The organism is Paenirhodobacter sp. (assembly GCF_041916475.1).
In the GTDB taxonomy this organism is placed as follows: Bacteria; Pseudomonadota; Alphaproteobacteria; order Rhodobacterales; family Rhodobacteraceae; genus Rhodobacter.
On the sequence record NZ_JAYRZN010000021.1, the window covers coordinates 23,453 to 48,862 of the forward strand.

The 25,410-nt window shown below is 67.5% G+C and carries 22 protein-coding genes and 1 tRNA gene; 8 read left to right on the plus strand and 15 right to left on the minus strand.

What is annotated here, in order from left to right:
• Positions 1–7: 7 nt before the first annotated feature.
• Complete coding sequence (locus tag ACOMG5_RS10285) at positions 8–2,482, minus strand: penicillin acylase family protein (protein ID WP_420343708.1); 2,475 nt, start codon at positions 2,480–2,482, stop codon at positions 8–10.
• Between ACOMG5_RS10285 and ACOMG5_RS10290 the strand changes: the two genes are divergently transcribed.
• Entirely contained in the window at positions 2,391–3,452 is a 1,062-nt protein-coding gene (locus ACOMG5_RS10290; protein ID WP_420343709.1) for an NAD(P)-dependent oxidoreductase, read from the plus strand. The two genes, ACOMG5_RS10285 and ACOMG5_RS10290, sit on opposite strands and share 92 nt — an antisense overlap.
• A 996-nt stretch (positions 3,453–4,448) precedes the next feature.
• Here the strand turns inward: ACOMG5_RS10290 and ACOMG5_RS10295 are convergent.
• From ACOMG5_RS10295 to ACOMG5_RS10350, 12 genes are all read right to left on the minus strand, one after another.
• Positions 4,449–4,523, minus strand: a tRNA-Val gene (locus tag ACOMG5_RS10295).
• Positions 4,524–4,867: 344 nt separating this feature from the next.
• Positions 4,868–5,020 carry a hemin uptake protein HemP gene (gene hemP, locus ACOMG5_RS10300; protein WP_420343743.1) on the minus strand — a complete coding sequence of 51 codons (153 nt, stop codon included), beginning with the start codon at positions 5,018–5,020 and terminating at the stop codon, positions 4,868–4,870.
• Between the two features lie 8 nt (positions 5,021–5,028).
• Positions 5,029–5,184 carry a hypothetical protein gene (locus ACOMG5_RS10305; protein ID WP_420343710.1) on the minus strand — a complete coding sequence of 52 codons (156 nt, stop codon included), beginning with the start codon at positions 5,182–5,184 and terminating at the stop codon, positions 5,029–5,031.
• Between the two features lie 150 nt (positions 5,185–5,334).
• On the minus strand, positions 5,335–5,454 hold the full coding sequence (gene cydX / locus ACOMG5_RS10310; RefSeq protein WP_420343711.1) for a cytochrome bd-I oxidase subunit CydX: 120 nt from the start codon (positions 5,452–5,454) through the stop codon (positions 5,335–5,337).
• 11 nt (positions 5,455–5,465) lie between these two features.
• Complete coding sequence (cydB, locus tag ACOMG5_RS10315; protein WP_420343712.1) at positions 5,466–6,629, minus strand: cytochrome d ubiquinol oxidase subunit II; 1,164 nt, start codon at positions 6,627–6,629, stop codon at positions 5,466–5,468.
• Between the two features lie 4 nt (positions 6,630–6,633).
• Positions 6,634–8,142, minus strand: a complete 1,509-nt coding sequence (locus tag ACOMG5_RS10320) for a cytochrome ubiquinol oxidase subunit I (protein WP_420343713.1) — start codon at positions 8,140–8,142, stop codon at positions 6,634–6,636.
• A gap of 172 nt (positions 8,143–8,314) precedes the next feature.
• Positions 8,315–9,970: an amino acid ABC transporter ATP-binding/permease protein gene (locus tag ACOMG5_RS10325; protein ID WP_420343714.1), complete on the minus strand. Its 1,656-nt coding sequence runs from the start codon at positions 9,968–9,970 to the stop codon at positions 8,315–8,317.
• Positions 9,967–11,661, minus strand: coding sequence for an ATP-binding cassette domain-containing protein (locus tag ACOMG5_RS10330; RefSeq protein ID WP_420343715.1), 1,695 nt, complete (start codon positions 11,659–11,661; stop codon positions 9,967–9,969). The genes ACOMG5_RS10325 and ACOMG5_RS10330 overlap by 4 nt, the downstream gene beginning before the upstream one ends.
• A 115-nt stretch (positions 11,662–11,776) precedes the next feature.
• The gene (locus tag ACOMG5_RS10335) at positions 11,777–13,213 is read right to left on the minus strand and encodes an NAD(P)(+) transhydrogenase (Re/Si-specific) subunit beta (RefSeq protein WP_420343716.1); all 1,437 of its coding nucleotides are present in this window, start codon (positions 13,211–13,213) and stop codon (positions 11,777–11,779) included.
• Positions 13,214–13,228: 15 nt separating this feature from the next.
• The gene (locus ACOMG5_RS10340) at positions 13,229–14,803 is read right to left on the minus strand and encodes a Re/Si-specific NAD(P)(+) transhydrogenase subunit alpha (RefSeq protein ID WP_420343717.1); all 1,575 of its coding nucleotides are present in this window, start codon (positions 14,801–14,803) and stop codon (positions 13,229–13,231) included.
• 197 nt (positions 14,804–15,000) lie between these two features.
• Complete coding sequence (locus ACOMG5_RS10345) at positions 15,001–15,450, minus strand: methyltransferase family protein (RefSeq protein ID WP_420343718.1); 450 nt, start codon at positions 15,448–15,450, stop codon at positions 15,001–15,003.
• Between the two features lies 1 nt (position 15,451).
• The gene (locus tag ACOMG5_RS10350; protein ID WP_420343719.1) at positions 15,452–15,871 is read right to left on the minus strand and encodes a D-galactarate dehydratase; all 420 of its coding nucleotides are present in this window, start codon (positions 15,869–15,871) and stop codon (positions 15,452–15,454) included.
• A 112-nt stretch (positions 15,872–15,983) separates the two neighbouring features.
• Here ACOMG5_RS10350 and moaA point away from each other — a divergent pair, with 112 nt between their 5' ends.
• Both moaA and ACOMG5_RS10360 read left to right on the plus strand, forming a co-directional pair.
• Positions 15,984–16,991 carry a GTP 3',8-cyclase MoaA gene (gene moaA / locus ACOMG5_RS10355; RefSeq protein ID WP_420343720.1) on the plus strand — a complete coding sequence of 336 codons (1,008 nt, stop codon included), beginning with the start codon at positions 15,984–15,986 and terminating at the stop codon, positions 16,989–16,991.
• A gap of 20 nt (positions 16,992–17,011) precedes the next feature.
• The gene (locus tag ACOMG5_RS10360; RefSeq protein WP_420343721.1) at positions 17,012–17,419 is read left to right on the plus strand and encodes a universal stress protein; all 408 of its coding nucleotides are present in this window, start codon (positions 17,012–17,014) and stop codon (positions 17,417–17,419) included.
• A gap of 39 nt (positions 17,420–17,458) precedes the next feature.
• Here the strand turns inward: ACOMG5_RS10360 and ACOMG5_RS10365 are convergent, their stop codons facing one another.
• Positions 17,459–18,802, minus strand: a complete 1,344-nt coding sequence (locus ACOMG5_RS10365; protein ID WP_420343722.1) for an NAD(P)/FAD-dependent oxidoreductase — start codon at positions 18,800–18,802, stop codon at positions 17,459–17,461.
• A complete protein-coding gene (argE, locus tag ACOMG5_RS10370) occupies positions 18,799–19,953 on the minus strand; it encodes an acetylornithine deacetylase (protein ID WP_420343723.1) in 1,155 nt (384 codons plus the stop codon). Before argE ends, ACOMG5_RS10365 begins: the two co-directional genes overlap by 4 nt.
• A gap of 521 nt (positions 19,954–20,474) precedes the next feature.
• On the opposite strand from argE, the gene cyoA reads away from it, so the two are divergent.
• From cyoA to ACOMG5_RS10395, 5 genes are all read left to right on the plus strand, one after another.
• A complete protein-coding gene (gene cyoA, locus ACOMG5_RS10375; protein ID WP_420343724.1) occupies positions 20,475–21,509 on the plus strand; it encodes a ubiquinol oxidase subunit II in 1,035 nt (344 codons plus the stop codon).
• Positions 21,499–23,496 (plus strand): cytochrome o ubiquinol oxidase subunit I, encoded by a 1,998-nt coding sequence (gene cyoB, locus ACOMG5_RS10380; RefSeq protein ID WP_420343725.1) that lies wholly within the window; start codon positions 21,499–21,501, stop codon positions 23,494–23,496. Before cyoA ends, cyoB begins: the two co-directional genes overlap by 11 nt.
• The gene (gene cyoC / locus ACOMG5_RS10385; protein ID WP_420343726.1) at positions 23,493–24,104 is read left to right on the plus strand and encodes a cytochrome o ubiquinol oxidase subunit III; all 612 of its coding nucleotides are present in this window, start codon (positions 23,493–23,495) and stop codon (positions 24,102–24,104) included. Before cyoB ends, cyoC begins: the two co-directional genes overlap by 4 nt.
• Positions 24,104–24,541 (plus strand): cytochrome o ubiquinol oxidase subunit IV, encoded by a 438-nt coding sequence (gene cyoD, locus ACOMG5_RS10390; protein ID WP_420343727.1) that lies wholly within the window; start codon positions 24,104–24,106, stop codon positions 24,539–24,541. The genes cyoC and cyoD overlap by 1 nt, the downstream gene beginning before the upstream one ends.
• A 63-nt stretch (positions 24,542–24,604) precedes the next feature.
• On the plus strand, positions 24,605–25,321 hold the full coding sequence (locus tag ACOMG5_RS10395; RefSeq protein ID WP_420343728.1) for an SURF1 family protein: 717 nt from the start codon (positions 24,605–24,607) through the stop codon (positions 25,319–25,321).
• Positions 25,322–25,410: the final 89 nt, after the last annotated feature.

Below are 25,410 nucleotides of genomic sequence, written 5' to 3' on the forward strand. Positions count from 1 at the left end.
CGCTGGATTACGGGCTATCGGCCGCGGGCGCGGGTTCCAGCCGGGTGATCCCGGTCGCCGCCGCCCGCGCCAGCGCCGGATCGAGCGACATCGGGATATATTCGCCCCGCCGCCACAGGTCCGAGAGGTCGTCGTAATGGCGGCTCAGCGGATGGCCCGATTGCCCCGTCGCGATCACGAACACGGAGCTGTCCGGATCGGCGAAATCATAGACCCCGCGATAGCCCGCGCCCGCCACATTGGCGAAGGGGTTCGCGCCCGACCCCGAGGTCTGGCCGCGGTTCAGCGTGAAATCCCCGCCCGAGGTCGATTGCCGGATATTGACGAACCAGCGCAGCAGCGGCGTGCGGCCGAGCACGGCATGGTCATGGCGCGCCTCATGCGCATCGCCCCACCGCCAGCTGTCGATATTGCCGCCGTATTTCGCCTTCAGCGCCATCAGGGCATCGTCGAGCGCCATCCGCGCCATGTCGGTACAGGTTTCCACCGGCGCGGATTGGATGATGTCGCACCAGCGCGCGGCGCCCTCGGTATTGCGGAACACGCGCTCGATGAACAGCGGCTCCAGCTGCGAGAATTCACCGGCGAGCGGCCCGAGCTCGTCGCGGATTAGCCGGTTCTGCAGATGCCGCATCCAGGCCGCATAAATCAGCGGTTCGGGCATGTGCTCGTTCATCTCGCCGTCCCAGGCCGCGAGCAGCTCCAGCGCGCGCTGGCGCATCCGCTCGGGCGTGCCTTCGGGGGCGGGCGCGCCGGTGAACCACAGGTCCTTGCCCACCAGCGGCAGCAGGCCGCGCGCGGCGGGCGAGACGGTATCGAGCTGCGCCGCGATGAAGCTCTCGCGCGAATGCACCTCGCGCTCCCCCATCAGCCGGGTCAGGCGCTGCACGCGCTGGCTGTCGCCCCAGTGGTAGCTGATTTGATAGGGGAAGGGCTGGTCCACGGTCTTGTTGTTGGTGTTGATCACGATGCCGCCGGCCGGGTCGAGGAAGCGCGGGTTCTGCTCATAGGGCACGAAGCCCAGCCAGCGGTTGCGTTCCTCCCAGCCGGGCGAGGGCATCCGCCCCTCGGTCACGTTGCGCGGATCGCGCAGCGGGATCCGGCCCACGGTGACCATGCCGACGCCTTTCTGATCCGCCAGGATCAGGTTCTGCGCCGGGGCAACGAAGCGCGCCCCCGCCGCCGCCGCCTCCGCAACGGAGCCCGCCTTCATCAGCTGTAACCCGGCGCTCATGGAGGTGTCGTCGCGCGCCAGCGCCGTCCAGGAGAGCGACATGACATGGCCCTGCGGGGTGATCGTGGCCAGGTTGAACTGGCCCGAGGGCATCACCGGGCCGTTTTCCGTCCAGCGCAGGGTCAGGGTGACGGGCTGCGCATCCTTGATGTTGATGATCGCGCGGCGGGTCTCGAAGCTCTTCCAGCCATCGGGGGTACGGTAGCGGGTCGGGTCCTCCGGGTTCAGCTCCTCCACATGCAGGTCCTGATCGTCGACATAGGCCGAGGTGATGCCCCAGCCGAGCCGCGCGTTGCGCCCCGTGAGCACGAGGGGGATGCCCGGGATCGTGGCGCCGATCACGCCGCCGGAGGCGAGCTCTACCCGCGCCAGATACCACCAGCTCGGGGCGGTGAAATCGAGATGCGGGTCATTGGCCAGCAGCGATCCGCCCGCGGCGGAGCGCCGGGGCGCCGCGGCGAACGCATTGGAGGCACCCGCAAAGTTGCGCCCCGGGAACGGCCAGAACGATGGCTCGGAGGCGCCCGCCACCCGGGATTCGCGCGGCACATCGGGGAACAGGCTCGCGTAATCGGGCAGGGCGGCGGTGCCGGCGCCCGGAATATCGGGCATGATGTCTTTCACCCAGCCCTGGCCCAGCAGCGAGACCCGCGCGCGCAGCACTTCATCCTGCATCTGGCCGGAAAGGCGCGCGGCCAGGAGCTTCATGATCGCGATCGAATCCGCAGGCGTCCAATAGGCGATCGGCGCGTCGAAAAGGAAGAATTCCGGCGCGCCACGGCCGAGCGCGCCCTTGTTCACCTGCTCAATCCAGGCATTCACGCCGCGGGCATAGGCCTCGAGCGCCGCGGTCGTCTCGGGATCCTGCGCCGCGACGGAGGCGACGGCCGCGCCGTAAAGGTCGAACCGGCGCATGATTTCATCGGTCTTCAGCGTCTCGGTGCCGAACACCTCGCTGAGCCGGCCCTGCACGGTGCGGCGCAGCACCGTCATCTGCCACAGCCGGTCCTGCGCATGGGCGAGGCCGAGGGCGAAGAACACATCCGTATCGGAGGCGCCGAAAATATGCGGCACGTCTTCGGTGGAGCGCACGATCTCCACCGGGGCCGCGATCCCCTGCACCTCGTAGGTGGCGTTGTAATCGGGCAGCGAGCGGGTGGCGAAGAACCACACCCCGAGCCCGCCCAGCACCAAAAGGGCCAGCACCAGGGTCACGACGCGCACCATCCAGCGGAACAGGGTGTACATGGGCAGGCTCTGGGCTGAGGTTGACGGGACGGTCCGGGGCGTTACTAAGTCACGGGCAGCCGATGATCAACGCGCGTTTCGCGCACGAATGCGGGAGAGTGAGATGGCGAAGGTGGCGTTCCTGGGGCTGGGCGTGATGGGCTACCCGATGGCGGGGCATCTGGCGGCGAAGGGGCATGAGGTGCGCGTCTATAACCGGACCGCCGCCAAAGCCGCGGCCTGGAGCGCGCAGCATGGCGGCGCCACCGGCGCGACCCCGGCCGAAGCCGCGCGCGATTGCGACCTGGTGATGGCCTGTGTCGGCAATGACGACGACCTGCGCGGCGTGTGCACCGGGGCGGAGGGCGCCTTTGCCGGGATGAAGCCGGGGGCGGTCTTCGTGGACCATACCACGGTTTCGGCGCTGGTCTCGCGCGAGATGGCCGAAGCCGCGCGGGAGCAGGGCCTCGGTTATGTGGATGCGCCGGTCTCGGGCGGCCAGGCGGGGGCGGAAAACGGCGTGCTCACGGTGATGTGCGGCGGCACCGAGGCGGATTATGCGGCGGCGGAGCCGGTGATTGCGGCCTATGCCAAGGCCTGCCGGCGGATGGGCGATGTCGGCGCGGGGCAGCTGACCAAGATGTGCAACCAGATCGCCATCGCCGGGGTCGTGCAGGGGCTGTCGGAAGCGCTGCATTTCGCCGAGAAGGCCGGGCTGCCGATCTCGGATGTGGTCGATGCGATTTCGCAGGGCGCGGCCGGGTCGTGGCAGATGGCCAACCGCTACAAGACGATGGAGGCCGGGACCTATGATTTCGGCTTCGCGGTGGACTGGATGCGCAAGGATCTGGGGATCTGCCTGACCACGGCGAACGAGACCGGGGCGAGCCTGCCGCTGACGGCGCTGGTCGATCAGTTCTACAAGGAAGTGCAGGGCATGGGCGGCGGCCGCTGGGATACCTCGTCGCTCATCGCCCGGCTGCGCCGCTAGCGCGGAGGGCAGGCCGGGACCACGGGCGGGGCACCTGGGGGGGGGGTGATGACGGTCTGGGCCTGATGGTCGCCGTCAGCGATGCGCGCGGTGCTCCAGCGGGCGCTGGCTCCCGGAAGAATGCGACGGAGCGCAGGCGCTTTGAGGGCCGCCACCCTTGCGCGGCGGGCGGCTTCTGTGTTGCGCCCGTATTGGTAAACCCGGGTGAATTGGGATCCGCCTGCGGGCAGATTGTCAGGCATCGGGCGCCGCAGGAGATTCGCTGCATTCTTCGCCCGGTTCTTCTCGGATCGGGCATCGGCGAAGACATCACCTTGTCCTGATTCTGCGCGCCCGATTCATCGGTGGCAGCCGACGCTGAAGGGGGGCTCGTGCATTTACCGGTTTGAGCCTGGCGCGCTGGCCCTGCCATGCGGCGGTGCCGGGAAAGGAGCCACTTCGGCACGGAAAGATCATCTGCATTCGCGAGCCGGGACCCGACGCAGCCTGCAGCTGCCCGCGGCAGGATCTGGCCGTCGATGCCGCTGAAAGGCGCCGGAATTCGCAGTCATCCATGCCAGAGAAGCTGGCGCTCCGTCATTTGATGCACCAAGCCTCGTAAGCGTCCAATGCAGCCTTCTCCTGATGCGTGGCAGGCGCGCGTCCGCTTGCGGCAATGTCGGCGCCGAGGCGGATTTCCGCATCGATGGTGTCCATCCGGCGAAACAGGCGTTCGAGCGTGCGTCTCGTAAAGGAAATTGGGGAGAATGCGGCGAGTGCGTGCAATGGGGCCGCCTGCCGGCGAAATTTTCACCGATAGGCATGCCGTGAACTGGGTAAGAAACGTTTACGGTGTGTTGCTGAAATAAATATAATTTTCAGGAAATGAACCGGCCGCCCCCCCGATCCCGATCCGGGAAGGCCGCCTTCGTCGTGCCGGGAACGCGCGGGCGCCAGCTGAGGGCACGCCAAAAACAAAACCCCGGCCACATTCAAGTGACCGGGGTTTGCGAATTCTGGTGGGCGATAACGGATTTGAACCGCTGACATCTTCGATGTGAACGAAGCGCTCTACCGCTGAGCTAATCGCCCGATGGGGGGCTTCTAGCGTCAGCGTTCGGGCTCTGCAAGAGGGGCTGTTCGATTCTTTGCATTTTTCGAACATGCATCGTTCTGTGGGGCCCATTCGTCTGCTGGCGCCTAACGAGCCGGGTTTGTGGGGCGGCGGAAACGTACCGCGCGCATCAGAGCATTGGGCTGGCGCTATCGCCGCCTTTTGAGCAGACGAACGGGCGGCAAACCCGGCGCAGCGGTGCCAGAGCATTGCGCCTGCGCTTCATGAAGGACGTCCGTTGCCTGATTCCAAAATGCATGAGAGCCGGCGCGGGCCGGCTCTCATGCATTCGGGAATGCGGTGATGGTGCGGTCCGGGTGGCTCACTTCGTGAGGATCAGCTTGCCTGCCTTGGTGATGCGCAGCGTATAGATCTGGCCGTCGAGCGCGATATGCGCGAGCGAGCCACCGTCCGTCAGGTTGCGCGCGTCATGGGCGGGCAGGGCCGGGGCATAGCTTTGCATGGCGAAGTTCATCGGTGCGGTCATTTCAGTCCCTCCAGGCGATCAAGCATCATTTCAAGTCCTTGCGCCGGGGCCATCCCGGTGCAGATGGCTTCGACCAGGTCGCGCAGGGTCAGCGAAGCTTCGGAACGTCGGGCGCTCTGCGCAGCGGGGCCGGAGTGTGAAAGCGTCGGCATGTCCGGTTCTCCTCTTCGTGCCGTTTCGATGCCTCTAACCTGACTGAAACAATAGGTTTTGTAAAGGTGATTCTTTTACTCGGATAATAATCCGCGCCCAAATGCAAAAGGGCCGCCCGAAGGCGGCCCTTTGCGGCGCGGTGGCGCGGATCACTCCGGATCCACATCCCCCGAAAGCCTGCGGTCGTTCTGCAGCTCGAGCCACATCGCATTGGCAACGGCCAGCAGCGCGGCGAGGGGAAGGCCCAGAAGCCAGGCGAAATACCACATGTCCGTCTCCTTCAGTAATAGGTGTGGTTGTGTTCGGTGACGTCCTTCGCCGTGACCTTGCCCCAGAGAACCTTGTAGACCCAGGAGGTATAGGCAAGGATCAGCGGCACGAAGACCACCGCGGCGCAGAGCATCACGAACAGCGTCAGATGCGAGGACGACGCGTTCCAGACGGTGAGCGCGGCGTTCGGCTGCACCGAGGAGGGCAGGATGAACGGGAACATCGTCAGCCCGACCGAGGAGATCACGCCGAGGATCCCGAGCTTCGAGAAGGCCATGGTCGAGAGCTCGCGCCCCGCGCGCAGCCCCAGCACCGCCAGTGCCATCCCCGCGACGCCCAGCACCGGCGCGACCCAGATCCAGGGCCGCAGCGCATAGGCCTGCATCCAGGAGCCCTCGCGCACGACCTGGGTGAGCAGCGGGTTCGACGGGCCATCCGCCAGATGCGGCGAGACGATCCGGTAGCCCTCGATCCCATAGGCCAGCCAGACGCCGCCGAGCACATAGCCGAGGATCGCGACAAGCCCGGCGATCGCGCCGTAGCGCCGCGCCCGCGCCTGTACCGCGCCCTCGGTCTTCAGCGAGAGCCAGGCGGCGCCGTGCAGGATCAGCATCGACAGCGACACCACCCCGGCGAGCAGACCGTAAGGGTTGAGCAGGGCCGCGAATTTCCACCAGAACGGCCCCGGATACATCGGCATCTGGAATTCGTTGAGCTGGAACGGCACGCCTTGTAGCACATTGCCGACCGCCACGCCGAAGATCAGCGCCGGCACCGCGCCGCCTACGAACAGCGCCCAGTCCCAGTTCCGCCGCCAGGCGATGCCCTCGCGCTTCGAGCGGTATTTGAAGCCGACAGGGCGCAGGATCAGCGCGGCGAGGATGACGAACATGGCCAGGTAGAAGCCCGAAAAGCTCACCGCATAGAGCGGGGGCCAGGCGGCGAAAATGGCCCCGCCGCCGAGGATGAACCAGACCTGGTTGCCCTCCCAGACCGGGCCGATAGTGTTGATGACGATGCGGCGCTCGGCATCGGTGCGGCCGACGAAGGGCAGGAGCGCGGCCGTGCCCATATCGAAGCCGTCGGTCAGCGCAAAGCCGATCAGCAGCACGCCCAAGAGCACCCACCAGATGAGCCGGAGCATGTCCAGGCTGAGAAGATCGTGAAGGATCATGATATCACTCCGCTGGCTGATAGGTCTTGGCGCTCAGGCGCGCATCGTGGCGGCGCATCCAGGCTTCGGTTTCGGCCACATCCTGCACCGGGCCCTTGCGGATGTATTTCAGCATCAGGCCCATCTCGATGACGAAGAGCACGGTATAGAGGATGACGAAGCCCGCGAGCGTGATCACCAGATCGCCCACCGACAGATGCGAGACCGACAGCGCGGTGGGCAGCACCCCGTCCACCGTCCAGGGCTGGCGCCCGTATTCGGCCACGAGCCAGCCCATTTCCGCCGCGATCCAGGGCGCCGGGATGATGGCCACCGCGAGCCGCAGCGCCCACCGCGGATAGGTCATGCCGCGGAAATTTGTCTGTACGAAGAAATAGGCCAGCACCCCCAGGAACAGGAAGCCGAGGCCGACCATAATCCGGAAGCCCCAGAAGATCGGCCAGACATGGGGCACGGTATCGTTCGCGGCCATCTGGATCTGCTCGGGCGTGGCTAGGCGCGGATCCTCGATGTAGCGCTTCAGCAGGAAGGCGTAGCCCAGGTCGCGCGAATGGCTTTCGAATTGCGCGCTGAGCTCAGGCGTTTCCGCCTGCGCCGCGCGGATCTGCATCAGCGCGTCATAGGCAATCAGGCCGGAACGGATCCGCTCGGCATTATGAGCGACGAGCTCGTTGATGCCGGTGATTTCCTCGGTGAGCGAGCGGGTCCCGATCAGGCCCATCACATAGGGCACCTGGATCGCGTAATGGGTCTCGCGCGCGGCCTGGTCGGGGAAGCCAAAGGCGGTGAAGGCCGCGGGGGCGGGCTCCGTCTCCCACATCGCCTCGATCGCGGCGAGCTTCATCTTCTGGTTTTCCGAGGCCTCGTAGCCCGATTCGTCGCCGAGTACGATCACCGAGAGCGCCGAGGCCAGCACGAAGACGGCGGCCGTCACAGAGCCCGCCGATACGGTATGGACGAATTTCGCCTGCGCGACCGGGTTGAACAGCACGTCGAAGAACGAGGTCATCTCCATGCGCATGGTCATCGGGTTGAACTTCGCGCCGACCGGGTTCTGCATCCAGCCATTGGCGATCAGGATCCACAGCGCCGAGAAGTTCGACCCGATCGCCACCAGCCAGGTCACCATCAGGTGCTTCACCCGGCTCAGCTTGTCCCAGCCGAAGAACATCAGCCCGACGAAGGTCGCCTCCAGGAAGAAGGCCATCAGCCCCTCGATCGCCAGCGGCGCGCCGAAAATATCGCCCACATAATGGCTGTAGTAGCTCCAGTTCATGCCGAACTGGAACTCCATGGTGATGCCCGTGGCCACGCCGAGCACGAAATTGATGCCGAACAGGCTGGCCCAGAACTTGGTCATCTGGCGCCAGACGGGCCGGTTGGTCATCACATAGACCGTCTCCATGATCGCCACGATGATCGACAGACCGAGCGTGAGCGGCACGAAGAGGAAGTGGTACATCGCGGTCATGGCGAATTGCAGCCGTGACAGCTCGACGATCCCGAAGTCCATTCTCGTCTCCAATATCGGTACCCTCGCGGCGAGAGGTCGCGAGAGGTGCTTCCGTCATATTCATTTTTCAAGGATGCACCTTAACGGCGATCAGTGGACCCGAAATTGATACGGATCAAACGGACGTATTGTCGCATATCGGATTTTCGGGAAAAAATTCCTGACCTGTGCGTCAGGAGGCCGCAGCCTGAAGGCGGATATGGCGGTGCGCCAGGGCCTGATCGGCCTCCCGGTGGCTGACGATGACGATGGCCGCCTCGGGCAGGAGCTGCCGCAGGCCGCTCAGGGCGGCGGCGGCGGTCTCTGCATCCAGCCCTTCGGAGGGCTCGTCGAGAAGCAGGATCCGCGGCGCGCGCAGGGCCGCGCGGGCGAGGCAGAGCCTGCGCGCCTGGCCGCCCGAAAGGCCGCTGCCGCCGGGGCCGAGGCGGGTCTCCAGGCCCTCGCGCGCCTGCAGGGCGGGGGCGAGCGAGACCGCTTCCAGCGCCTGCCACATCCGCGCCGGATCATCGGTTCCGGCGAGGGCGAGGTTCTCCGCCACGGTGCCGCAGAGGAGGGCAGAGCGCTGCGGCACCATGGTAATGTGCGCGCGCAGCTCGGCCTCGGGCCAGGCGCTGATCTCCGTGCCCGAGAGCCGCAGCCCGCCCGCCGTTGGCGGCATGAGCCCGGCCAGCACCGAAAGCAGCGTGGATTTGCCCGCGCCGGAGGGGCCGCTGATCAGAACCGTTTCGCCCGGATGCAGCGTGAGATCGAGCGGGCCGAAGACCGCGCGCGCCGCCCCCGGCCGGGTGTAGCACAGCCCCTCGGCCCGGAGCAGCGGGCCCTGCGCCGCGGCGCGCGGGCCGGGCGCGGGGCGCGCGGGGGTATTGCAGAGCGCCATCACCCGGTCTGCGGCGCCGCGCATCCGGCCGCGCTCCGCAATCCCGCGGCGCAGGAGCAGGATGCCCTCGCCGAGCGCGAGCGCCACGAACACCCCGATTGCCATCGTGGCCGCGTCGATGCGGCCCGCCTGCGCGAGGCGCCCGCCGAGCCAGAGCGCCGCCGCCGTGGCCGCCGCCGTGGAGAGCGACAGGATCGCCGCACCCTGCCGGTCGAGCGCATCGAGCGTGGCGCGCGCCTGCGTGATCCCGGCCACTTCGCCCGCAAGCGCCGCGCCCGCCCGGCCGAGCGCCCCGGCGACGGCCAGATCGGCGCGGTTGCACGCAAGATCCAGCGTGCCCGCGCGCAGGCCCTGCAGGGCATTTTCTTCCTCCGTGGCCGCCCGGTCCGCGTGCCGTGCAGCCAGCCGCAGCGCCGCCACGCCGCCCGCGGCATGCAGCGCCACCACCGCCAGCGCGACCTCTGGCGCCACCAGCCACCACAAGACCCCCAGCCCCGCCAGCAGCACCAGCGCCGCTGAGAGCGCGGGCAGCAGCAGCCGAAGCATGAGCCCATCGAGCGCATCCACATCGGAGGTGAGGCGGTTCAGTGCGCGGGCGGCGCGCAGGCGCTGCTGCGCCTCCCAGGGCAGGCGGGTGATTCCGGCGTGGATCTGCCCGCGCAGCTGCGCGAGCGCGCGCAACGTGGCATCGTGGGTCAGCATCCGCTGGCCGTAGCGCGCCCCGGCGCGGCCCATGGCGAGGAAGCGCACCCCGGCGGAGGGGCGGAAGAAATCGAACCCGATGCCCACGCCCGCGAGCCCGGCCGCCGCCGAAGCGGTGACGAACCAGCCGGAGAGGCCGAGCAGCGCCGCCCCCATCAGCAGCACCACGATCGCCAGCGCCGCGCCGCGCCCGAAGGCGCGCGGCGCGGCGTGGATCATTGTGAGCGCCAGACGCGCGAGCGGGCTCATGGCGCGCCCCGCAGCGTGAGAACCGCATCCATCGCCCGCAGGACCGCCGGATCATGGCTGGCGATGATGACTGCGGCGCCCTTGTCGCGCAGCGCGAGCAGCCCGTGCAGCACCTGCGCCGCCGTGTCGGGATCGAGGTCCGCGGTGGGCTCATCGGCGAGGACCAGCACGGCCGCCGCATGATGCGCGCGCGCCACGGCGAGCCTGCGCGCCTCGCCGCCCGAGACGCCGCCGCCGAGATCCCCGAGCCGGGCCGCAAGCCCGCCGGGCAGCGCGGCCACGATATCGGTGGCCCGGGCCGCCCGCAGCGCGGCCTCCAGATCTCCGGCGCGGCCGAGGGTCAGGGCTTCGGCCAGCGGCGCATCGATGAAGCGCGGCATCTGCGGAACCCAGGCGAGCCCCGCGCGGAAGGCATCGGCGCTCTGAGCATCGAGCGGCCGCGCGCCCCACAGGATCTCGCCCGCCTCCGGTCGCAGGAGGCCCGCGAGGACAGCGAGAAGCGTCGTCTTGCCGGCCCCCGATGGCCCCGCGATCCCAAGCGCCTGTCCGGGGCGCACGGAGCCGTCGGGCAGGGCGATCGGCGGCGCATCGGGCCCCGGGCGCACCCGCAGCCCACGCCAGGACAAGGGCGCCGCGGGCAGGGGGGCCGCCGCAGCCCCAGCCCCCAGGATCGTGCCGCTCGCGGCCAGCTGCGCTTCGGCCGCGGCGATTTCCTCGGCCACCGCCTGCGCCGAGGCCCGGTCATGCCAGGCGGCGGCGAGATCGCGCAGCGGCTGGAAGAATGCGGGCGCCAGCATCAGGATGAAGATCGCGCCTGCCGGGCTCAGGCCTGCGCCCCAACTGCCGAAGGGCAGCTCCCCAAGCAGGTTGAAGCCGACATAGACCGCGACCATCGCCACCCCGAGCGCGGAGAACAGCTCCAGCACGGTGGAGGACAGGAACGCCACCGCCAGCACCTTCATCGTGCGCATGCGCAGGCTTTCGGAGGCGCGCGCCAGATCCGCGCCCGCCCGCGCCTCCGCGCCCAGCAGGCGCAGATCGGCGATGGCCGCGATCCGGTCCACCAGAAGGCCGTTGAGGCTGCCGATTTCGGCCATCTGCCGCTCCGATGCCTCGCGCGCGGCCATGCCCACCAGCGCCATGAACACCGGGATCAGAGGCCCGGCCACCAGCAGCACCAGCGCCGCCACCCAGCTGAACGGCGCCACCAGCGCCAGCAGCACCAGCGGCACGATCCGCGCGCGGACCATCGCCGGGCGGAAGCGCGCGGCCCAGGGGCCGAGGAGGGCTGCCTTCTCTGCCGCGAGGCTCGCGAGGGCGGCGGGGGCGGGGCTCTGGGCGGTGGGGGGCTGCAGCGCGGCGTCAACGATCAGGCGGCCCCGCACCCCGGCCACCAGCCGGCTCGCGGCGCTCTGGGCCGCGCGCGCGGCCAGCGCATCGAGCCCCGCGCGCAGCCCCCCGAGCACGAGAAGTCCGAGCGCCAGAAGCCCGAGCGCCGCCAGCCCGGGCGCGGCAGCGGGCCCCGAAAGCAGCCCGCCGATCGCCAGCGCCGCGCAGGCGGCCTGCGCCGGCCACAAAAGCTCTGAGAGCACGGCAAGCGCCCCCGCGCGGCCAAGCGCGCGCGCTTCTGGGGCGGCGAGGCTGCGCAAGGCGTCATCCGCGCGCGGGCTTTGGGAGGAGGGATCTGTCATCGGCGTTTCCTGCGCCGAAGATCGGCCAAGGCCTGCGCCGTGACAAGAGGGGCAGGGTGCGGCAATCCGCGCGGGCCGGAATGGAAAAGGCCCCGCCGGGGCGGGGCCTTTCGGATCAGCTGCGCAGCAGGTGCAGCAGCTCTTCGAGAGACTTCTTCGCGTCACCGTAGAACATCCGCGTATTGTCCTTGTAGAACAGCGGGTTCTCGATCCCGGAATAGCCGGTGCCCTGGCCGCGCTTCGACACGAACACCTGCTTTGCCTTCCACACTTCCAGAACCGGCATCCCGGCGATCGGGCTGTTCGGGTCCTCTTGTGCGGCGGGGTTCACGATGTCGTTCGAGCCGATGACGATCGCCACGTCGGTTTCCGGGAAGTCCTCGTTGATCTCGTCCATTTCCAGAACGATATCATAGGGAACTTTGGCCTCCGCCAGCAGCACGTTCATGTGGCCGGGCAGGCGCCCTGCGACCGGGTGGATCGCGAAGCGCACGGTCTTGCCCTTCGCGCGCAGCATCGAGGTCAGCTCCGACACCGCCTGCTGGGCCTGCGCCACCGCCATGCCGTAGCCCGGGATGATGATGATGCTGTCGGCCTCGTTCAGCGCATCGGCCACGCTGGGCGCGTCGATCGCGATCTGCTCGCCGGTGACTTCCATCGCGGGGCCCGTGGTGCCGCCGAAGCCGCCGAGGATGACCGAGATGAACGAGCGGTTCATCGCCTTGCACATGATGTAGGACAGGATCGCACCCGAGGAGCCCACCAGCGCGCCGGTGACGATCAGGAGATCGTTGCCGAGCGAGAAGCCGATCGCCGCCGCAGCCCAGCCCGAATAGCTGTTCAGCATCGACACCACCACCGGCATGTCGGCGCCGCCGATGCCCATGATCAGGTGATAGCCGATGAAGAAGGCGAGCAGTGTCATCCCGATCAGCGCCCAGGCACCGGCGCCGTTCATGAAGGCGATCAGCAGCGCGACCGAGCCGATGGCGGCGATGGCGTTCAGCACATGGCCGCCCGGAAGCTTTTTCGCCTTGCCGTCGACCTTGCCCGCGAGCTTGCCGAAGGCGATGATCGAGCCGGTGAAGGTCACCGCGCCGATGAACACGCCGAGGAACAGCTCCACCCGCAGGATGCTCAGCTCCACCGGGGTCTTGTGCGCGACGAGGGCCGCGAAGCCGGTGAGCGCATGGCGCGCCTCTTCGGTCATCGCGCTGACGCGGGCGAGCTCGATATAGGCATTGTAGCCCACGAACACGGCCGCGAGGCCCACGAGCGAGTGCATCGCCGCCACCAGCTGCGGCATTTCGGTCATCTGCACGCGCTTCGCGACGATCCAGCCGATGATGCCGCCCGCCACGATCAGCACGGCCGAGAGCACCCAGAGCCCCTTGCCCGGGCCGATCAGCGTCGCGGCCACGGCGAGCGCCATGCCGACAATACCATACCACACCGCGCGCTTCGCGCTCTCCTGCCCCGACAGGCCGCCGAGCGAGAGGATGAAGAGGACGGCCGCGACGACATAGGCGGCGGTCGTGAATCCGAATTCCATAACCTCTTCCTCCGATTACGACTTCTGGAACATGGCAAGCATGCGCCGGGTGACCATGAAGCCACCGAAGATGTTGATGCCGGCCATGAACACCGAGAGCGCCGCCAGCACGATCACCAGGAGCGAGCCCGAGCCGATCTGCATCAGCGCGCCGAGGATGATGATCGACGAGATCGCGTTCGTCACCGCCATCAGCGGCGTATGCAGGCTGTGCGAGACGTTCCAGATCACCTGGAACCCGACGAAGCAGCTCAGCGCGAAGACGATGAAGTGCTGCATGAAGGACGCGGGCGCCACCAGGCCCACGCCCAGGAGCAGCACCGCGCCGATGCCCAGCAGCAGGATCTGGTTGCGGGTCTGCGCCTTGAAGGCCGCGGTTTCCTGCGCGCGGCGCTCTTCGGGCGTCAGCTCCTTCGGCTTCTCGGCGGGCTTCTTCGCCGCGATCGCCGCGATCTTCAGCGGCGGCGGCGGGAAGGTGATCGCGCCTTCATGGGCCACGGTGGCCGAGCGGATCACATCGTCTTCCATGTTGTAGTTGACGATGCCGTCCTTGCCGGGCGTCAGGTCTGCCATCATGTGGCGGATGTTCGTCGAATAGAGCTGCGAGGCCTGCGCAGCCATCCGCGAGGGGAAGTCGGTGTAGCCGACGATGGTCACGCCATTGTCGGTCACCACCTTCTGGTCCTTCACGGTAAGCTCGCAGTTTCCGCCACGCTCGGCCGCGAGGTCGACGATGACGCTGCCGCGCTTCATCGCCTCGACCATGTCCTTCGTCCACAGCACCGGGGCGTCGCGGCCCGGGATCAGCGCGGTGGAGATGACGATGTCCATCTCCGGGGCGAGCTCGCGGAACTTCTTCAGCTGCGCGTCGCGGAATTCGGGGCTCGAGGGCGCGGCATAGCCGCCGGTCGCGGCGCCGTCCTGCTGCTGCTCCTCGAAATCCAGATAGACGAATTCGGCACCCATCGATTCGATCTGCTCGGCCACTTCGGGCCGCACGTCGAACGCATAGGTGATCGCGCCGAGCGAGGTCGAGGCCCCGATCGCGGCAAGACCGGCCACGCCCGCGCCGATGATCAGCACCTTCGCCGGCGGCACCTTGCCCGCGGCCGTCACCTGGCCGGTGAAGAAGCGCCCGAAATTGTTCGCAGCCTCCACCACGGCGCGGTAGCCCGCGATATTCGCCATGGAGCTGAGCGCGTCCATCTTCTGCGCGCGCGAGATCCGGGGCACCATGTCCATCGCGATCACATTCGCGCCGGTGGCCTGCGCCTTCTCCAGCAGATCCTTGTTCTGCGCCGGATAGAAGAACGAGATCAGCGTCTGGCCCTTCTTCAGCCAGGCGAGCTCGCTCTCGACCGGCGGGCGCACCTTGGCGACGAAGTCCACCGCGTCGAACAGCGCCTGCGCGCCGCTGATCACGGTGACGCCCGCCTTCTCATAGGCCGCGTCGGTAAAGCCCGCGGCAAGCCCGGCGCCCGATTGGATATAGCAGTCATGGCCCAGCTTCTGCAGCTGCACGGCCGAGTCGGGCGTCATCGCAACGCGTGCTTCGCCCTCGAATGTTTCTGTCGGTGCCCCGATCTTCACAGTCAGTCCCCCTTGTCACTCCGACCGGGAATGACCCCGGTTGCAGATGCGGCGGAATCTCCATAACACCGCGCAATAATGTTTCACAAGCACTACTCTTGGTGTAACACCTTAGTATGTTGCGAGTGCAACATATATCCCGACTGTATACCTTGGGATACGATCTTCATCACCGATTGCAACGGCTTAGCAAATGCCTACAGCCAGCGCCGTGTGCGCAGGCGCCAGGCGGCGAATTCCTGCGGAAAAGCGGCCGCAAGTACAGCCTCCTCGGCCCGGATGTAGCGCTGCAGCAAGAATGCCATGAAGGCCGGCACCAGCGGCAGCGTCCAGACGCCGTCGATCCAGAGCAGCCAGCCGGTGAGCGCAATCGCATCCCCGAGATAGATCGGGTTGCGCGAGAGCGCGAACAGCCCGCCCGTCACCAGCTGGCGCGGCGCGCGGCGGGGAATCGCCGTGGTGCGGTGCCAGGCCATCTGCGCGACGGCCGCGAGCATCAGCCCGATGCCCGCGGCCATCAGCGCGAGGCCCACCGGCCGCAGCAGCGGCACGGGCAGGGCCCAGAGCCGCACCAGCCCCCATCCGGCGAGGCCGAAGACGATCAGCCACAGCGGCGGGATGTCGATCTCGCGGAGCAGCCGGCGCATGTCAGTTGTTCTGGAAGACGGTGACCTCTGGCAGGTCGGTGAGCGAGCCGCCGAGGAGCCGCATGGAGGCCAGCGACAGCTGCGAGCCCGCGCCGCGCTCGCCGCCCATCGGCACCAGATCCACCTGGACCGAGGCGCCGGTCTTGTCGTTCACCACCCGGCCCTTGCCTTCCTCGCCGACAAGCGGCGTGCGCAGCCAGAAGCCCGGCACCGTCGGATCGCCCAGCGTGGCCACGGTCTGGCCGATCCGGGTCTCGCCCGAGAGCGCCTGTTCGAGGATCGGCTGGCGCGGGTCGATCGGGGCGCCATCGCCCGATTGCAGGGCGGGCGGCGGAGATTTGCGGGTGGAGCTTTTCTTGCTGCAGCCGGTCACGGCCATGGCCGCGATCAGCACGCAAATACCCACCGTAGCGATCCGCATGGACGCAATCTCCCGTCGTGACACCCCAGCCGAACCTAGGGCAGGGGGCCTGGCTGCGCAACTCATGACATCGCCCCTTGTTCCCGCCCCCCTGTTGGCCTAGCTGTAGCGGATGGACCACGCGCCCCTCATAGACCCTTTCCTGCGGCCGATCACCTATCTGCGGGTGTCGGTGACGGATCGCTGCGATTTCCGCTGTGTCTATTGCATGGCGGAGCATATGCAGTTCCTGCCGAAGCGCGACCTGCTTTCGCTCGAGGAGCTGGACCGGCTGTGCTCGGCTTTCGTGGGGCAGGGCGTGCGCAAGCTGCGCATCACCGGCGGCGAGCCGCTGGTGCGGCGCGACATCATGACCTTCTTCCGCGCGATGGGGCGGCATCTGCAGAGCGGCGCGCTGGAGGAGCTGACGCTCACCACCAACGGCTCGCAGCTCGCGCGCTTCGCGGATGACCTCGCGGCGGTGGGGGTGCGGCGGGTCAATGTCTCGCTCGATACGCTCGATGCGGACCGCTTCGCCGCCGTGACCCGCTGGGGCCGGCTCGATCAGGTGCTGGAAGGGATCCGCGCCGCGACCCGCGCCGGGCTGAAGGTGAAGATCAACACCGTCGCCCTGAATGGCTTCAACGAGGACGAGCTGTTCGGCCTGGTCGACTGGTGCGGCGCCGAGGGCCACGACCTGACCTTCATCGAGGTCATGCCGATGGGCGACATGGAGGAGGCCGGGCGGCTCGGCCAGTATTGGCCGCTGAGCGACCTGCGCGCGCGCCTGGCCGGGCGCCACGAGCTGGTCGACATTGCGGAGCGTACCGGGGGCCCCGCGCGCTATGTGCGCCTTGGCGGCAGTGGCCAGAAGATCGGCTTCATCACCCCGCTCACCCATAATTTCTGCGAAAGCTGCAACCGGGTGCGGGTGACCTGCACCGGCGAGCTTTACATGTGCCTCGGCCAGGAAGACAGCGCCGACCTGCGCGCGGTGCTGCGCGGATCGGAAAGCGATGCGCCGCTCCGCGAGGCGATCCGTGCGGCCATATCGCGCAAGCCGAAGGGCCACGATTTCGACTATTCCCGGGCCCGGATTTCGGGTCAGATGAGCCGGCACATGAGCCATACAGGCGGCTGACCCGCCAGAAAGGACGCCCGATGTACAAGCACATCCTCGTTCCCGTCGCCTTCGACGACGATCACGATCCGGCCGCGGCGCTGGAGGCCACGCGCAAGCTGGCGGCCCCCGATGCGCAGGTGACGCTGGTCCATGTGATGGCGGATGTGCCGGGCTATGCGATTTCCTACATGCCGCCGGGCTATTCCGATGAGCTGAAGCGTACGCTGCAGGCCTCGCTCGACAAGCTCGCCGAGGGGTTCGACAATGCCCGGGGCGTGCTGCGCGAAGGCAGCCCCGCCAATGAGATCCTGGCGCTGGCCGAGGAATCGGGCGCCGATTGCATCGTCATCGCCTCGCACCGTCCGGGCTTCGGCGATTATCTGATCGGCTCCACCGCGGCGCGGGTCGTGCGCCATGCGCATTGCTCGGTGCTGGTGCTGCGCTGAGGGCCAAGGGCCCAGAATGCGGGGCTCAGAATCCGGGCTTCAGAACGTGGGGCCCAGATCCATTTTCGAGCCATCGCTGAACCGGCTCAGGCGGAAGCGCGCGAGGTCATGGCCCGGCGCGCGGCCCTGCATCATATCGGCCATCACCCGCCCGATGGCCGGGCCGATGCCGAAGCCATGGCCGGAGAGGCCGGTGGCGATATAGAAGCCCGCGATCGCGCTCTGGTCCAGCACCGGCACGGTGTCGGGCATCACGTCGATCATGCCCGCCCAGGCGCGCAGCACCTGCGGCGCCCCGAGCTGCGGGAAACTGCGCGCGAAGGCCGCCCGCGCGCGCTCCAGATAGGCCGCGTTCGGCGCGGGGTCGAGCACGCGGAGCTTTTCGAACGGGGTTATATCGGCGCCGGTCCAGCGCCGCGCGGTGGCCCAGCCATCGGGCCAGCCTGCGCCGGGCGCCCGCGGCCGGAGCGCGGTTTTGGACAGGTCGCGCCGCATCTGCGGCACATAGAAGCCGAAATGGCGGAAGGCATCGGGGCCGATGTAGAAATCGTGATGCGACCCGGAGGCGAGCGTATAGCCGCCATCGGCGCGCTGCCGCCAGGCGAAGGTCTCGTCCACGCCGGAAGGCCCGAGCGGCGCGCCCGCCATCGGCGCGAGCTGCGCCACCGTGGAGCGCACCGACAGCTGCGGCAGCCGCACCCCATGCGCCCGCGCGAACAGCCCCGACCAGGCGCCCCCCGCGAGCAGCACCCGCGGCGCCCGCACCCGGCCCATTTCCGTGACCACGCCCACGAGCCGCCCGCCCGCCATATCGAGCCTGCGCACCGCGCAATTCTCGACGATCTCCACCCCCTCACGCACCGCCAGATGGGCCAGCAGCCGCACCGCGACCCAGGGCTCCGCCCGCGCGTCGGAGGGGGTGATCAGCCCGCCCTTCCAGCCCGCCGCATTGGGCAGGATCTCCTGGATCTGCGCCGGGGTCAGCAGGCGGCTTTCCAGCCCATGCGCATGCGCGATCCGGACCCAATGCTCGAAATTCGCGAGGTCCGCCTCGGTGTGGGTATAGTAGGAGACGCCACAGCGCGCGAAGCCCAGCTCCGGCCCGATTTCCTGCGCGAGCTGCTCCCACAGGCGCAGCGCCTCCATCGTGATCGGCAATTCGGCCGGATCGCGGCCCTGCTGGCGGATCCAGCCCCAGTTGCGGCTGGATTGTTCGCCCGAAACCCGGCCCTTTTCGCACAGCACCACCCGCTGGCCCGCCCGCGCGAGGTAGAGCGCCGTGCACACCCCCGCCACGCCGCCGCCGATGACGACCACATCCGCCTGCGCCGGCGGCGGGCCGGGGTAGACGACGGGATCGGTGGCGGAGATCACGAAGCTCATGCGCAGAGCCTGTCCACCAGCCGCTCCATGAAGGCCCAGCCTTCCTCGAGCTGGCTGAGCGCGAGCCATTCGTCGGGCTGGTGCGCCTGTTCGATATTGCCCGGCCCGCAGACCACCGCCGACCAGCCCCGGGTCTGGAACTGCCCGGCCTCGGTCGCATAGCTGACGACGCCGCTGTCGTTGCGCCCGGTGAGCGCGCGCGCAAGCGCCTCGGCCGCGCCATTCTCCTCGGGGGCGAGCGCGGGCAGGGTGAAATCCTCGCTCACCTCGATCCAGGTCTCGGGGCGCACGGCCTTCATCTGCGTCTCCACCTCGGCCACTTTCGCCATCAGCTTCGCATGCCAGTCGGCGAGGCTCTCGCCCGGGATCACCCGGAAGCCCACGGCGAATTCGCACAGCCGCGCGGTGATGTTGTGGGCGGTGCCGCCCTGGATCTTGCCGGTGTGCAGCGTGGTCCAGGCAGGCACGAAGGGCGCGCCGCGCGCGGCCTGCGCGCCTTCGGCATTCATTTCGTTGATCCAGTGCAGGATCTTCGCCGCCTCGTGGATCGCGTTCACGCCGGTGTGCAGGATCGAGCTGTGCACCTCGAAGCCGTGGATCCGGATCCGCCAGGATCCGCCGCCCTTGTGGCCGGTCACGATGCGCATCTGCGTGGGCTCGCCGACGATCACCGCCGCGGCGCGGGGCAGGGCCTGCATCGCCTCGATCATCGGGATGCAGCCAAGGCAGCCCAGCTCCTCATCATGGCTCAGCGCCAGCTGCAGCGGCCGTTTCAGCGGGCGCTGCGCCGCCAGCGCGATCGCGGCGATGGCGAGCGCATCGAAGCCTTTCATGTCGCAGCAGCCGCGCCCGATCAGGCGGCCGTCGCGCTCCGTCACCGTCCAGGGGTCGGAGGTCCAGTCCTGGCCCTCGACCGACACCACATCGGTATGGCCGGAGAGCACCACGCCGCCCTCCACCGCGGGGCCCGCCATCGCATAGAGGCTTTCCTTGCCGGGCTGCGCCGGGTCCGGCAGGCGCACACAGGAAACGCCCCGCTCCGCCAGCCAGCCCTCCACCCATTCGACGAGCGCCCGGTTCGGCCCGGTGCAGACGGTGGGGAAGGCCACGAGCCGCTCGAGCAGCATGCGGGCGGTGGCGAGGTCGGTCATTCCGGGCTCCTATGCGGGATGTTCTGGCGGAGGCTCGCGCTCCGGCGCGCCAAGGTCAAGCCCGTATGCAGGCGGCGCGGGCCGGCGCGCGCATTGCCCGAAAAAGCCGCAGATGACGATTGCGCAGGGCGCATGACGGATATGTGAACCGCGCGAGGCCTTGCCGCAGCGCGGCAATCATGCGAGGCCATGAGGCACCGCCTCCGGGCCCGAAGCCGGGCCGAAGGGGCGCGGATTTTACCTTGAATCTCAGATATATGTTAAGCGCCGCACGGGCAGGGTGGCGCGCCGGCTGCGGCCATCATATAGAAATTTCACGATTTTTAGCCCGGATGCTGTCGCAGGTTCTGCGACATAATGCCCCATGACGGCGCGGATGTTCGGTGGCTAAGCGGCGGCATCTGTCTGGCGGGGACGACCTCGTCAGGTTCCTCCCAGATCGCAGCCCGGCGGGATCGGCCCGTCCGGGCTGGAAATGCCGCAAGAGGCCGGATTTGTTGAAACTGCCCAAACTCCTCCTGATGCTGCCGGTCGCAGTATCGCTGGCGGGATGTCAGTACGACGTGCTCGTCCCGCAGGGATGGGTCGGCGCTGAACAGCGCGACCTGCTGATCATCTCGACGCTCCTGATGCTGATCGTCATCATCCCCGTTCTGGTGATGGCGGTCTATTTCCCGTGGAAGTACCGCGCGAGCCGCGCCGATACCTCGGATTACGACCCCCATTTCCATCATTCGACCAAGATCGAGATCGCCGTCTGGGGCGTGCCGATCCTGATCGTGATCGCGCTCGGCTGGTACACCTATGTGTATACGCACCGGCTCGATCCCTACCGCCCGCTCGACCATGGCGGTGAGCCGCTGGTCGTCGAGGCGGTGTCGCTCGACTGGAAATGGCTGTTCATCTATCCGGAATACGGCGTCGCCTCGGTCAACGAGCTGGCGATCCCCGCCGGCCGTCAGGTCCAGTTCAAGCTGACCTCCTCGACGGTGATGAACACGTTCTCGGTGCCCGCGCTCGGCGGCATGGTCTATACGATGGCCGGGATGCAGACGCAGCTGCACCTGATCGCGGATCACGAAGGCACCTTCCCGGGCCGTTCGGCGCATTATTCGGGGCCGGGTTTCTCGCACATGACCTTCAACACGAAGGCCATGAACGATGCCGATTTCGCGGCCTGGATCGCGGCGGCGAAGGCCGGCTCCGCGCTGACCGCGCAAAGCTACCTCACCCTCGAAAAGCCCTCGATGGACGTGCCGGTCTCTTCCTATGGCACGGTCGAGGACGGGCTTTTCGACCGCATCGTCGGGCTTTGCGTCGAGCCGGGCCAGGCCTGCATGGGCGAGATGATGATGCAGGACAAGCACGGCGGCGGTGGCCTGCCGGGGATCGGCGCGAAGCAGCGCTATGAATATGACGACAAGCGTTCGATCGACGGTTTCGGCGTGCCGATGCCCGCGATCAAGGCGCCGCTGACGCCGCTGGCGTCGCTCGATGCGCCCTGGACGCAGCAGATCTGCACCGCAGAGACAGGAGTGGTGGCCAATGTCCGCTGAAGGCATCAACCCATATACCGGCCCGGTGTCGCCGCTCTTCGGACGGCTGACGCTCGACTGGATCCCCTACCATGAGCCGATCCTGATCGGCACGTTTGCAGGCGTCGCGCTCGGGGGCCTCGGCTTCTTCGTGCTGATGACCTATTTCCGGCTCTGGATGCCCCTGTGGAAGAACTGGGTGACCACGGTCGACCACAAGAAGATCGGCATCATGTACATGGTGCTCGGCTTCGTGATGTTCGTGCGCGGCTTTGCCGATGCGCTGATGATGCGGGCCCAGCAGGCCATGGCCGCCGGTGGCGCCGAGGGCTTCCTGCCCGCGCACCACTACGACCAGGTCTTCACCGCGCATGGGGTCATCATGATCTTCTTCGTGGCGATGGCCTTCATCACCGGCATCATGAACTTCGTCATGCCGCTGCAGATCGGCGCGCGCGACGTGGCCTTCCCGTTCCTGAACAACTTCTCGTTCTGGATGACGGTGGCGGGCGCGCTGCTGATCAACATCTCGCTGTTCATCGGGGAATTCGCGCGCGTCGGCTGGCTGGCATTCCCGCCGCTGTCGGGCAGCGCCTTCTCGCCGGGGCCGGGGGTCGATTACTACATCTGGGCGCTGCAGATCGCCGGTGTGGGCACCACGCTTTCGGGCATCAACATGGTCGCGACCATCTTCAAGATGCGCGCACCGGGCATGAAGCTCATGGACATGCCGGTCTTCACCTGGACCACGCTCTGCGCCAACGTGCTGATCATCGCCGCCTTCCCGGTGCTGACCGCCACGCTCGCGCTGCTGACCCTGGACCGCTACATCGGCACGCATTTCTTCACCAATGACCTTGGCGGCAATGCGATGCTGTACATCAACCTGATCTGGATCTGGGGCCACCCGGAAGTGTATATCCTGATCATCCCGATCTTCGGCGTGTTCTCCGAAGTGGTGCAGACCTTCTCGGGCAAGCCGCTGTTCGGCTACAAGACCATGGTCTGGGCGACCTGCTGCATCATGGTGCTGTCCTTCGTCGTGTGGCTGCACCACTTCTTCACGATGGGCTCGGGCGCCAGCGTCAACACCTTCTTCGGCATCACCACGATGATCATCGCCGTGCCGACGGGCGTGAAGATCTTCAACTGGCTGTTCACCATGTACAAGGGCCACATCCGGTTCGAAGTGCCGATGCTGTGGACGGTGGGCTTCATCATCACCTTCACCATCGGCGGCATGACGGGCGTCCTGCTCGCGATTCCGCCGGTCGATTTCCAGCTGCACAACACGCTGTTCCTGATCGCGCACTTCCACAACGTCATCATCGGCGGCGTGGTGTTCGGGGTCTATGCGGCGGTCTATTTCTGGTGGCCGAAGGCGTTCGGCTTCAAGCTGATGGACAGCTGGGGCCGGCGCTCGTTCTGGCTGTGGTTCGTGGGCTTCTACTTCGCCTTCATGCCGCTCTATGCGCTCGGCCTGATGGGCGTGACCCGCCGGATCAGCCAGTACATGGACACCGCCTGGCAGATCTACTTCATCGTGGCGGCCTTCGGCGCGCTGCTGATCGCGGCCGGTATCGCCTGCACCTTCATCAACATGTTCCTCTCGGTGCTGAACCGCGACAAGCTGCGCGTGGGCTCTGATCCGTGGAATGCGCGGACGCTGGACTGGGCAACCTCCTCGCCGCCTGCGCCCTACAACTTCCCGGAAACGATCCATGTCCGCGGCCTCGACGAGTTCTGGCGGATGAAGCAGGAAGGCCACAAGTGGTCGGGCAAATACGCGCCCATCCACATGCCGCACTATACCGCGGCCGGTGTCCTGATCGCGGCGGCCTCGCTGGTGTTCGGCTTCGCCATGGTGTGGTGGATCTGGTGGCTGGCCATCGCCTCCTTCGTCTCGATCCTGGTTATAGTGATCGGGCATACGTTCAACTACAACCGCGACTACTACATCCCCGCGGATGAGGTCGCGTCCATCGAAGGCAAGGGAGCCACGGCATGAACGTGATCACCCCCACCACCGCGCAGGAGCTTGCGCACGAGGCGGACCATCATCACGAGAGCCCGACGCCGATCGGCTTCTGGATCTACCTGATGAGCGACTGCATCATCTTCGGATGCCTGTTCGCCACCTACGCAGTCCTCGGCAATTCGTTTGCCGGGGGCCCCGGCCCGAAGGATCTGTTCGAGCCGGAATTCGTCGCCTGGGAAACCGCGCTGCTGCTGCTGTCGTCGGTGACCTTCGGCGTGGCGATGCTGCGCGCCACCGCGGGCAACCTCGCCGGCACGATCAACTGGCTGATGATCACGGGCCTTCTGGGCGCGGGCTTCATCGCGATGGAAATCTATGAATTCCATCACCTGATCCATATCGGCGCGGGGCCGGACCGTTCGGCGTTCCTGTCGGCCTTCTTCGCGCTGGTGGGCACCCACGGGCTGCACGTCACCTTCGGGATCGTGTGGCTGGTGGTGCTGACGGTGCAGCTGAAGATTCACGGCCTCGGCGAGGCCAACATGCGCCGTCTGTCGACGCTCAGCATGTTCTGGCACTTCCTCGACCTGGTCTGGATCGGCGTGTTCTCCTTCGTCTATCTCGTGAGGCTGATCTGATGGCGCATTCGCACACTCCCGCCGCGCATGGGCATGATCCGCATTCGCACGGCACCATGTCGCAGCTGATGATCGGCTTCGCGATGGCCGTGGTGCTCACCGCGGTGCCCTTCGCGCTGGTCATGTCCGAGGTGGAGATGAGCCGCACGCTGCTCGTGGGCATCATCATGGGCCTGGGCGCCGTGCAGATCATCGTGCACCTCGTCTACTTCCTGCATGTGAACTCCAAGGCCGAAGGCGGCTGGACGCTTGCGGCCACGGTGTTCTCGGTGATCATCTTGGTGATCGTTCTGGCGGGCTCGCTCTGGGTCATGCACAACATGAACGTCAACATGATGCCCGTGCACAACATGGACATGGGCGGCGAAACCGTGGGCCTGAGCCCCGAAGCGCCGGCGATGCAGGGCATGGACCATTCGGCCCATACCGGCAACTGATCCGGACGACATCGCATCGCGGGGCCGGGAGACCGGCCCCGTTGTCATTCGAGGAGAGACCCCATGCCCCGCACCCTGCGCTGGCCGCGCCTGATCATCGTGACGCTGATCGCCCTTGTGGGCATCGCCGGGTTCGGCGCGCTCGGCATCTGGCAGGTCCAGCGGCTGCACTGGAAGACGGCGCTGATCGAACGGGTGGAAAGCCGCATCCATGCCGAGCCGGTGCCGGCACCGGGGCCTGCGGAGTGGTCCGGGCTCAGCGCCGAGACCGCCGAATACCGCCGCGTCACCCTGCGCGGCCATTTCCTGAACGCCGACGAGGTGCAGATCTACACCCCCACCGAATGGGGCCCGGGCTACTGGGTGCTGACGCCGCTTGCGCGCGATGACGGCACCGTGGTGATGATCAACCGCGGCCTCGTGCCCGAGGACCGCAAGAACCCCGCGACCCGCCCCGCGCCCGAGGGCGCGCAGACCGTGACCGGCCTTTTGCGGATCTCCGAAGACAAGGGCTGGCTGTTCTCGCGCGACAATAATCCGGCCGCGCGGCTGTGGTATCGCCGCGATATCGGCTCGATCACCGCGGCGCTCGGGCTGCATGATGCCGCGCCCTATTTCGTCGATCAGGAGCTGACCGACCCCGAGGGCTGGCCGCTCGGGGGCAAGACCGTCGTCGCCTTCCGCAATGCGCATCTGAGCTACGCGCTGACCTGGTTCGGGCTGGCGGCCTTCGTCGCGCTGGCCTGGGGGCTGGTGCTGCGCAGCGAGCTGCGCCGCTGAGCGGGGCCGTTGCCGCGCCGGCCCGGCGGCGGATGCTTCACGCCTGGCGCCGGGATGGGAGGCGCTGCCAGCGGCTGTGCACGGGGGCT

Excerpts from the sequence above, each read along its gene's own strand:
- cyoD (WP_420343727.1), top strand. The coding sequence starts at position 24,104 with ATGGCGCATTCGCACACTCCCGCCGCGCATGGGCATGATCCGCATTCG.
- ACOMG5_RS10285 (WP_420343708.1), bottom strand. The coding sequence starts at position 2,482 with ATGTACACCCTGTTCCGCTGGATGGTGCGCGTCGTGACCCTGGTGCTG.
- ACOMG5_RS10335 (WP_420343716.1), bottom strand. The coding sequence starts at position 13,213 with ATGGAATTCGGATTCACGACCGCCGCCTATGTCGTCGCGGCCGTCCTC.
- ACOMG5_RS10330 (WP_420343715.1), bottom strand. The coding sequence starts at position 11,661 with ATGACAGATCCCTCCTCCCAAAGCCCGCGCGCGGATGACGCCTTGCGC.
- cyoC (WP_420343726.1), top strand. The coding sequence starts at position 23,493 with ATGAACGTGATCACCCCCACCACCGCGCAGGAGCTTGCGCACGAGGCG.
- ACOMG5_RS10350 (WP_420343719.1), bottom strand. The coding sequence starts at position 15,871 with ATGCGGATCGCTACGGTGGGTATTTGCGTGCTGATCGCGGCCATGGCC.
- cyoA (WP_420343724.1), top strand. The coding sequence starts at position 20,475 with ATGCTGCCGGTCGCAGTATCGCTGGCGGGATGTCAGTACGACGTGCTC.
- cydX (WP_420343711.1), bottom strand. The coding sequence starts at position 5,454 with ATGTGGTATTTCGCCTGGCTTCTGGGCCTTCCCCTCGCCGCGCTGCTG.
- moaA (WP_420343720.1), top strand. The coding sequence starts at position 15,984 with ATGGACCACGCGCCCCTCATAGACCCTTTCCTGCGGCCGATCACCTAT.
- ACOMG5_RS10345 (WP_420343718.1), bottom strand. The coding sequence starts at position 15,450 with ATGCGCCGGCTGCTCCGCGAGATCGACATCCCGCCGCTGTGGCTGATC.
- argE (WP_420343723.1), bottom strand. The coding sequence starts at position 19,953 with ATGACCGACCTCGCCACCGCCCGCATGCTGCTCGAGCGGCTCGTGGCC.
- cyoB (WP_420343725.1), top strand. The coding sequence starts at position 21,499 with ATGTCCGCTGAAGGCATCAACCCATATACCGGCCCGGTGTCGCCGCTC.
- ACOMG5_RS10305 (WP_420343710.1), bottom strand. The coding sequence starts at position 5,184 with ATGCCGACGCTTTCACACTCCGGCCCCGCTGCGCAGAGCGCCCGACGT.
- ACOMG5_RS10365 (WP_420343722.1), bottom strand. The coding sequence starts at position 18,802 with ATGAGCTTCGTGATCTCCGCCACCGATCCCGTCGTCTACCCCGGCCCG.
- cydB (WP_420343712.1), bottom strand. The coding sequence starts at position 6,629 with ATGATCCTTCACGATCTTCTCAGCCTGGACATGCTCCGGCTCATCTGG.
- ACOMG5_RS10395 (WP_420343728.1), top strand. The coding sequence starts at position 24,605 with ATGCCCCGCACCCTGCGCTGGCCGCGCCTGATCATCGTGACGCTGATC.
- ACOMG5_RS10360 (WP_420343721.1), top strand. The coding sequence starts at position 17,012 with ATGTACAAGCACATCCTCGTTCCCGTCGCCTTCGACGACGATCACGAT.
- ACOMG5_RS10325 (WP_420343714.1), bottom strand. The coding sequence starts at position 9,970 with ATGAGCCCGCTCGCGCGTCTGGCGCTCACAATGATCCACGCCGCGCCG.
- ACOMG5_RS10320 (WP_420343713.1), bottom strand. The coding sequence starts at position 8,142 with ATGGACTTCGGGATCGTCGAGCTGTCACGGCTGCAATTCGCCATGACC.
- hemP (WP_420343743.1), bottom strand. The coding sequence starts at position 5,020 with ATGAACTTCGCCATGCAAAGCTATGCCCCGGCCCTGCCCGCCCATGAC.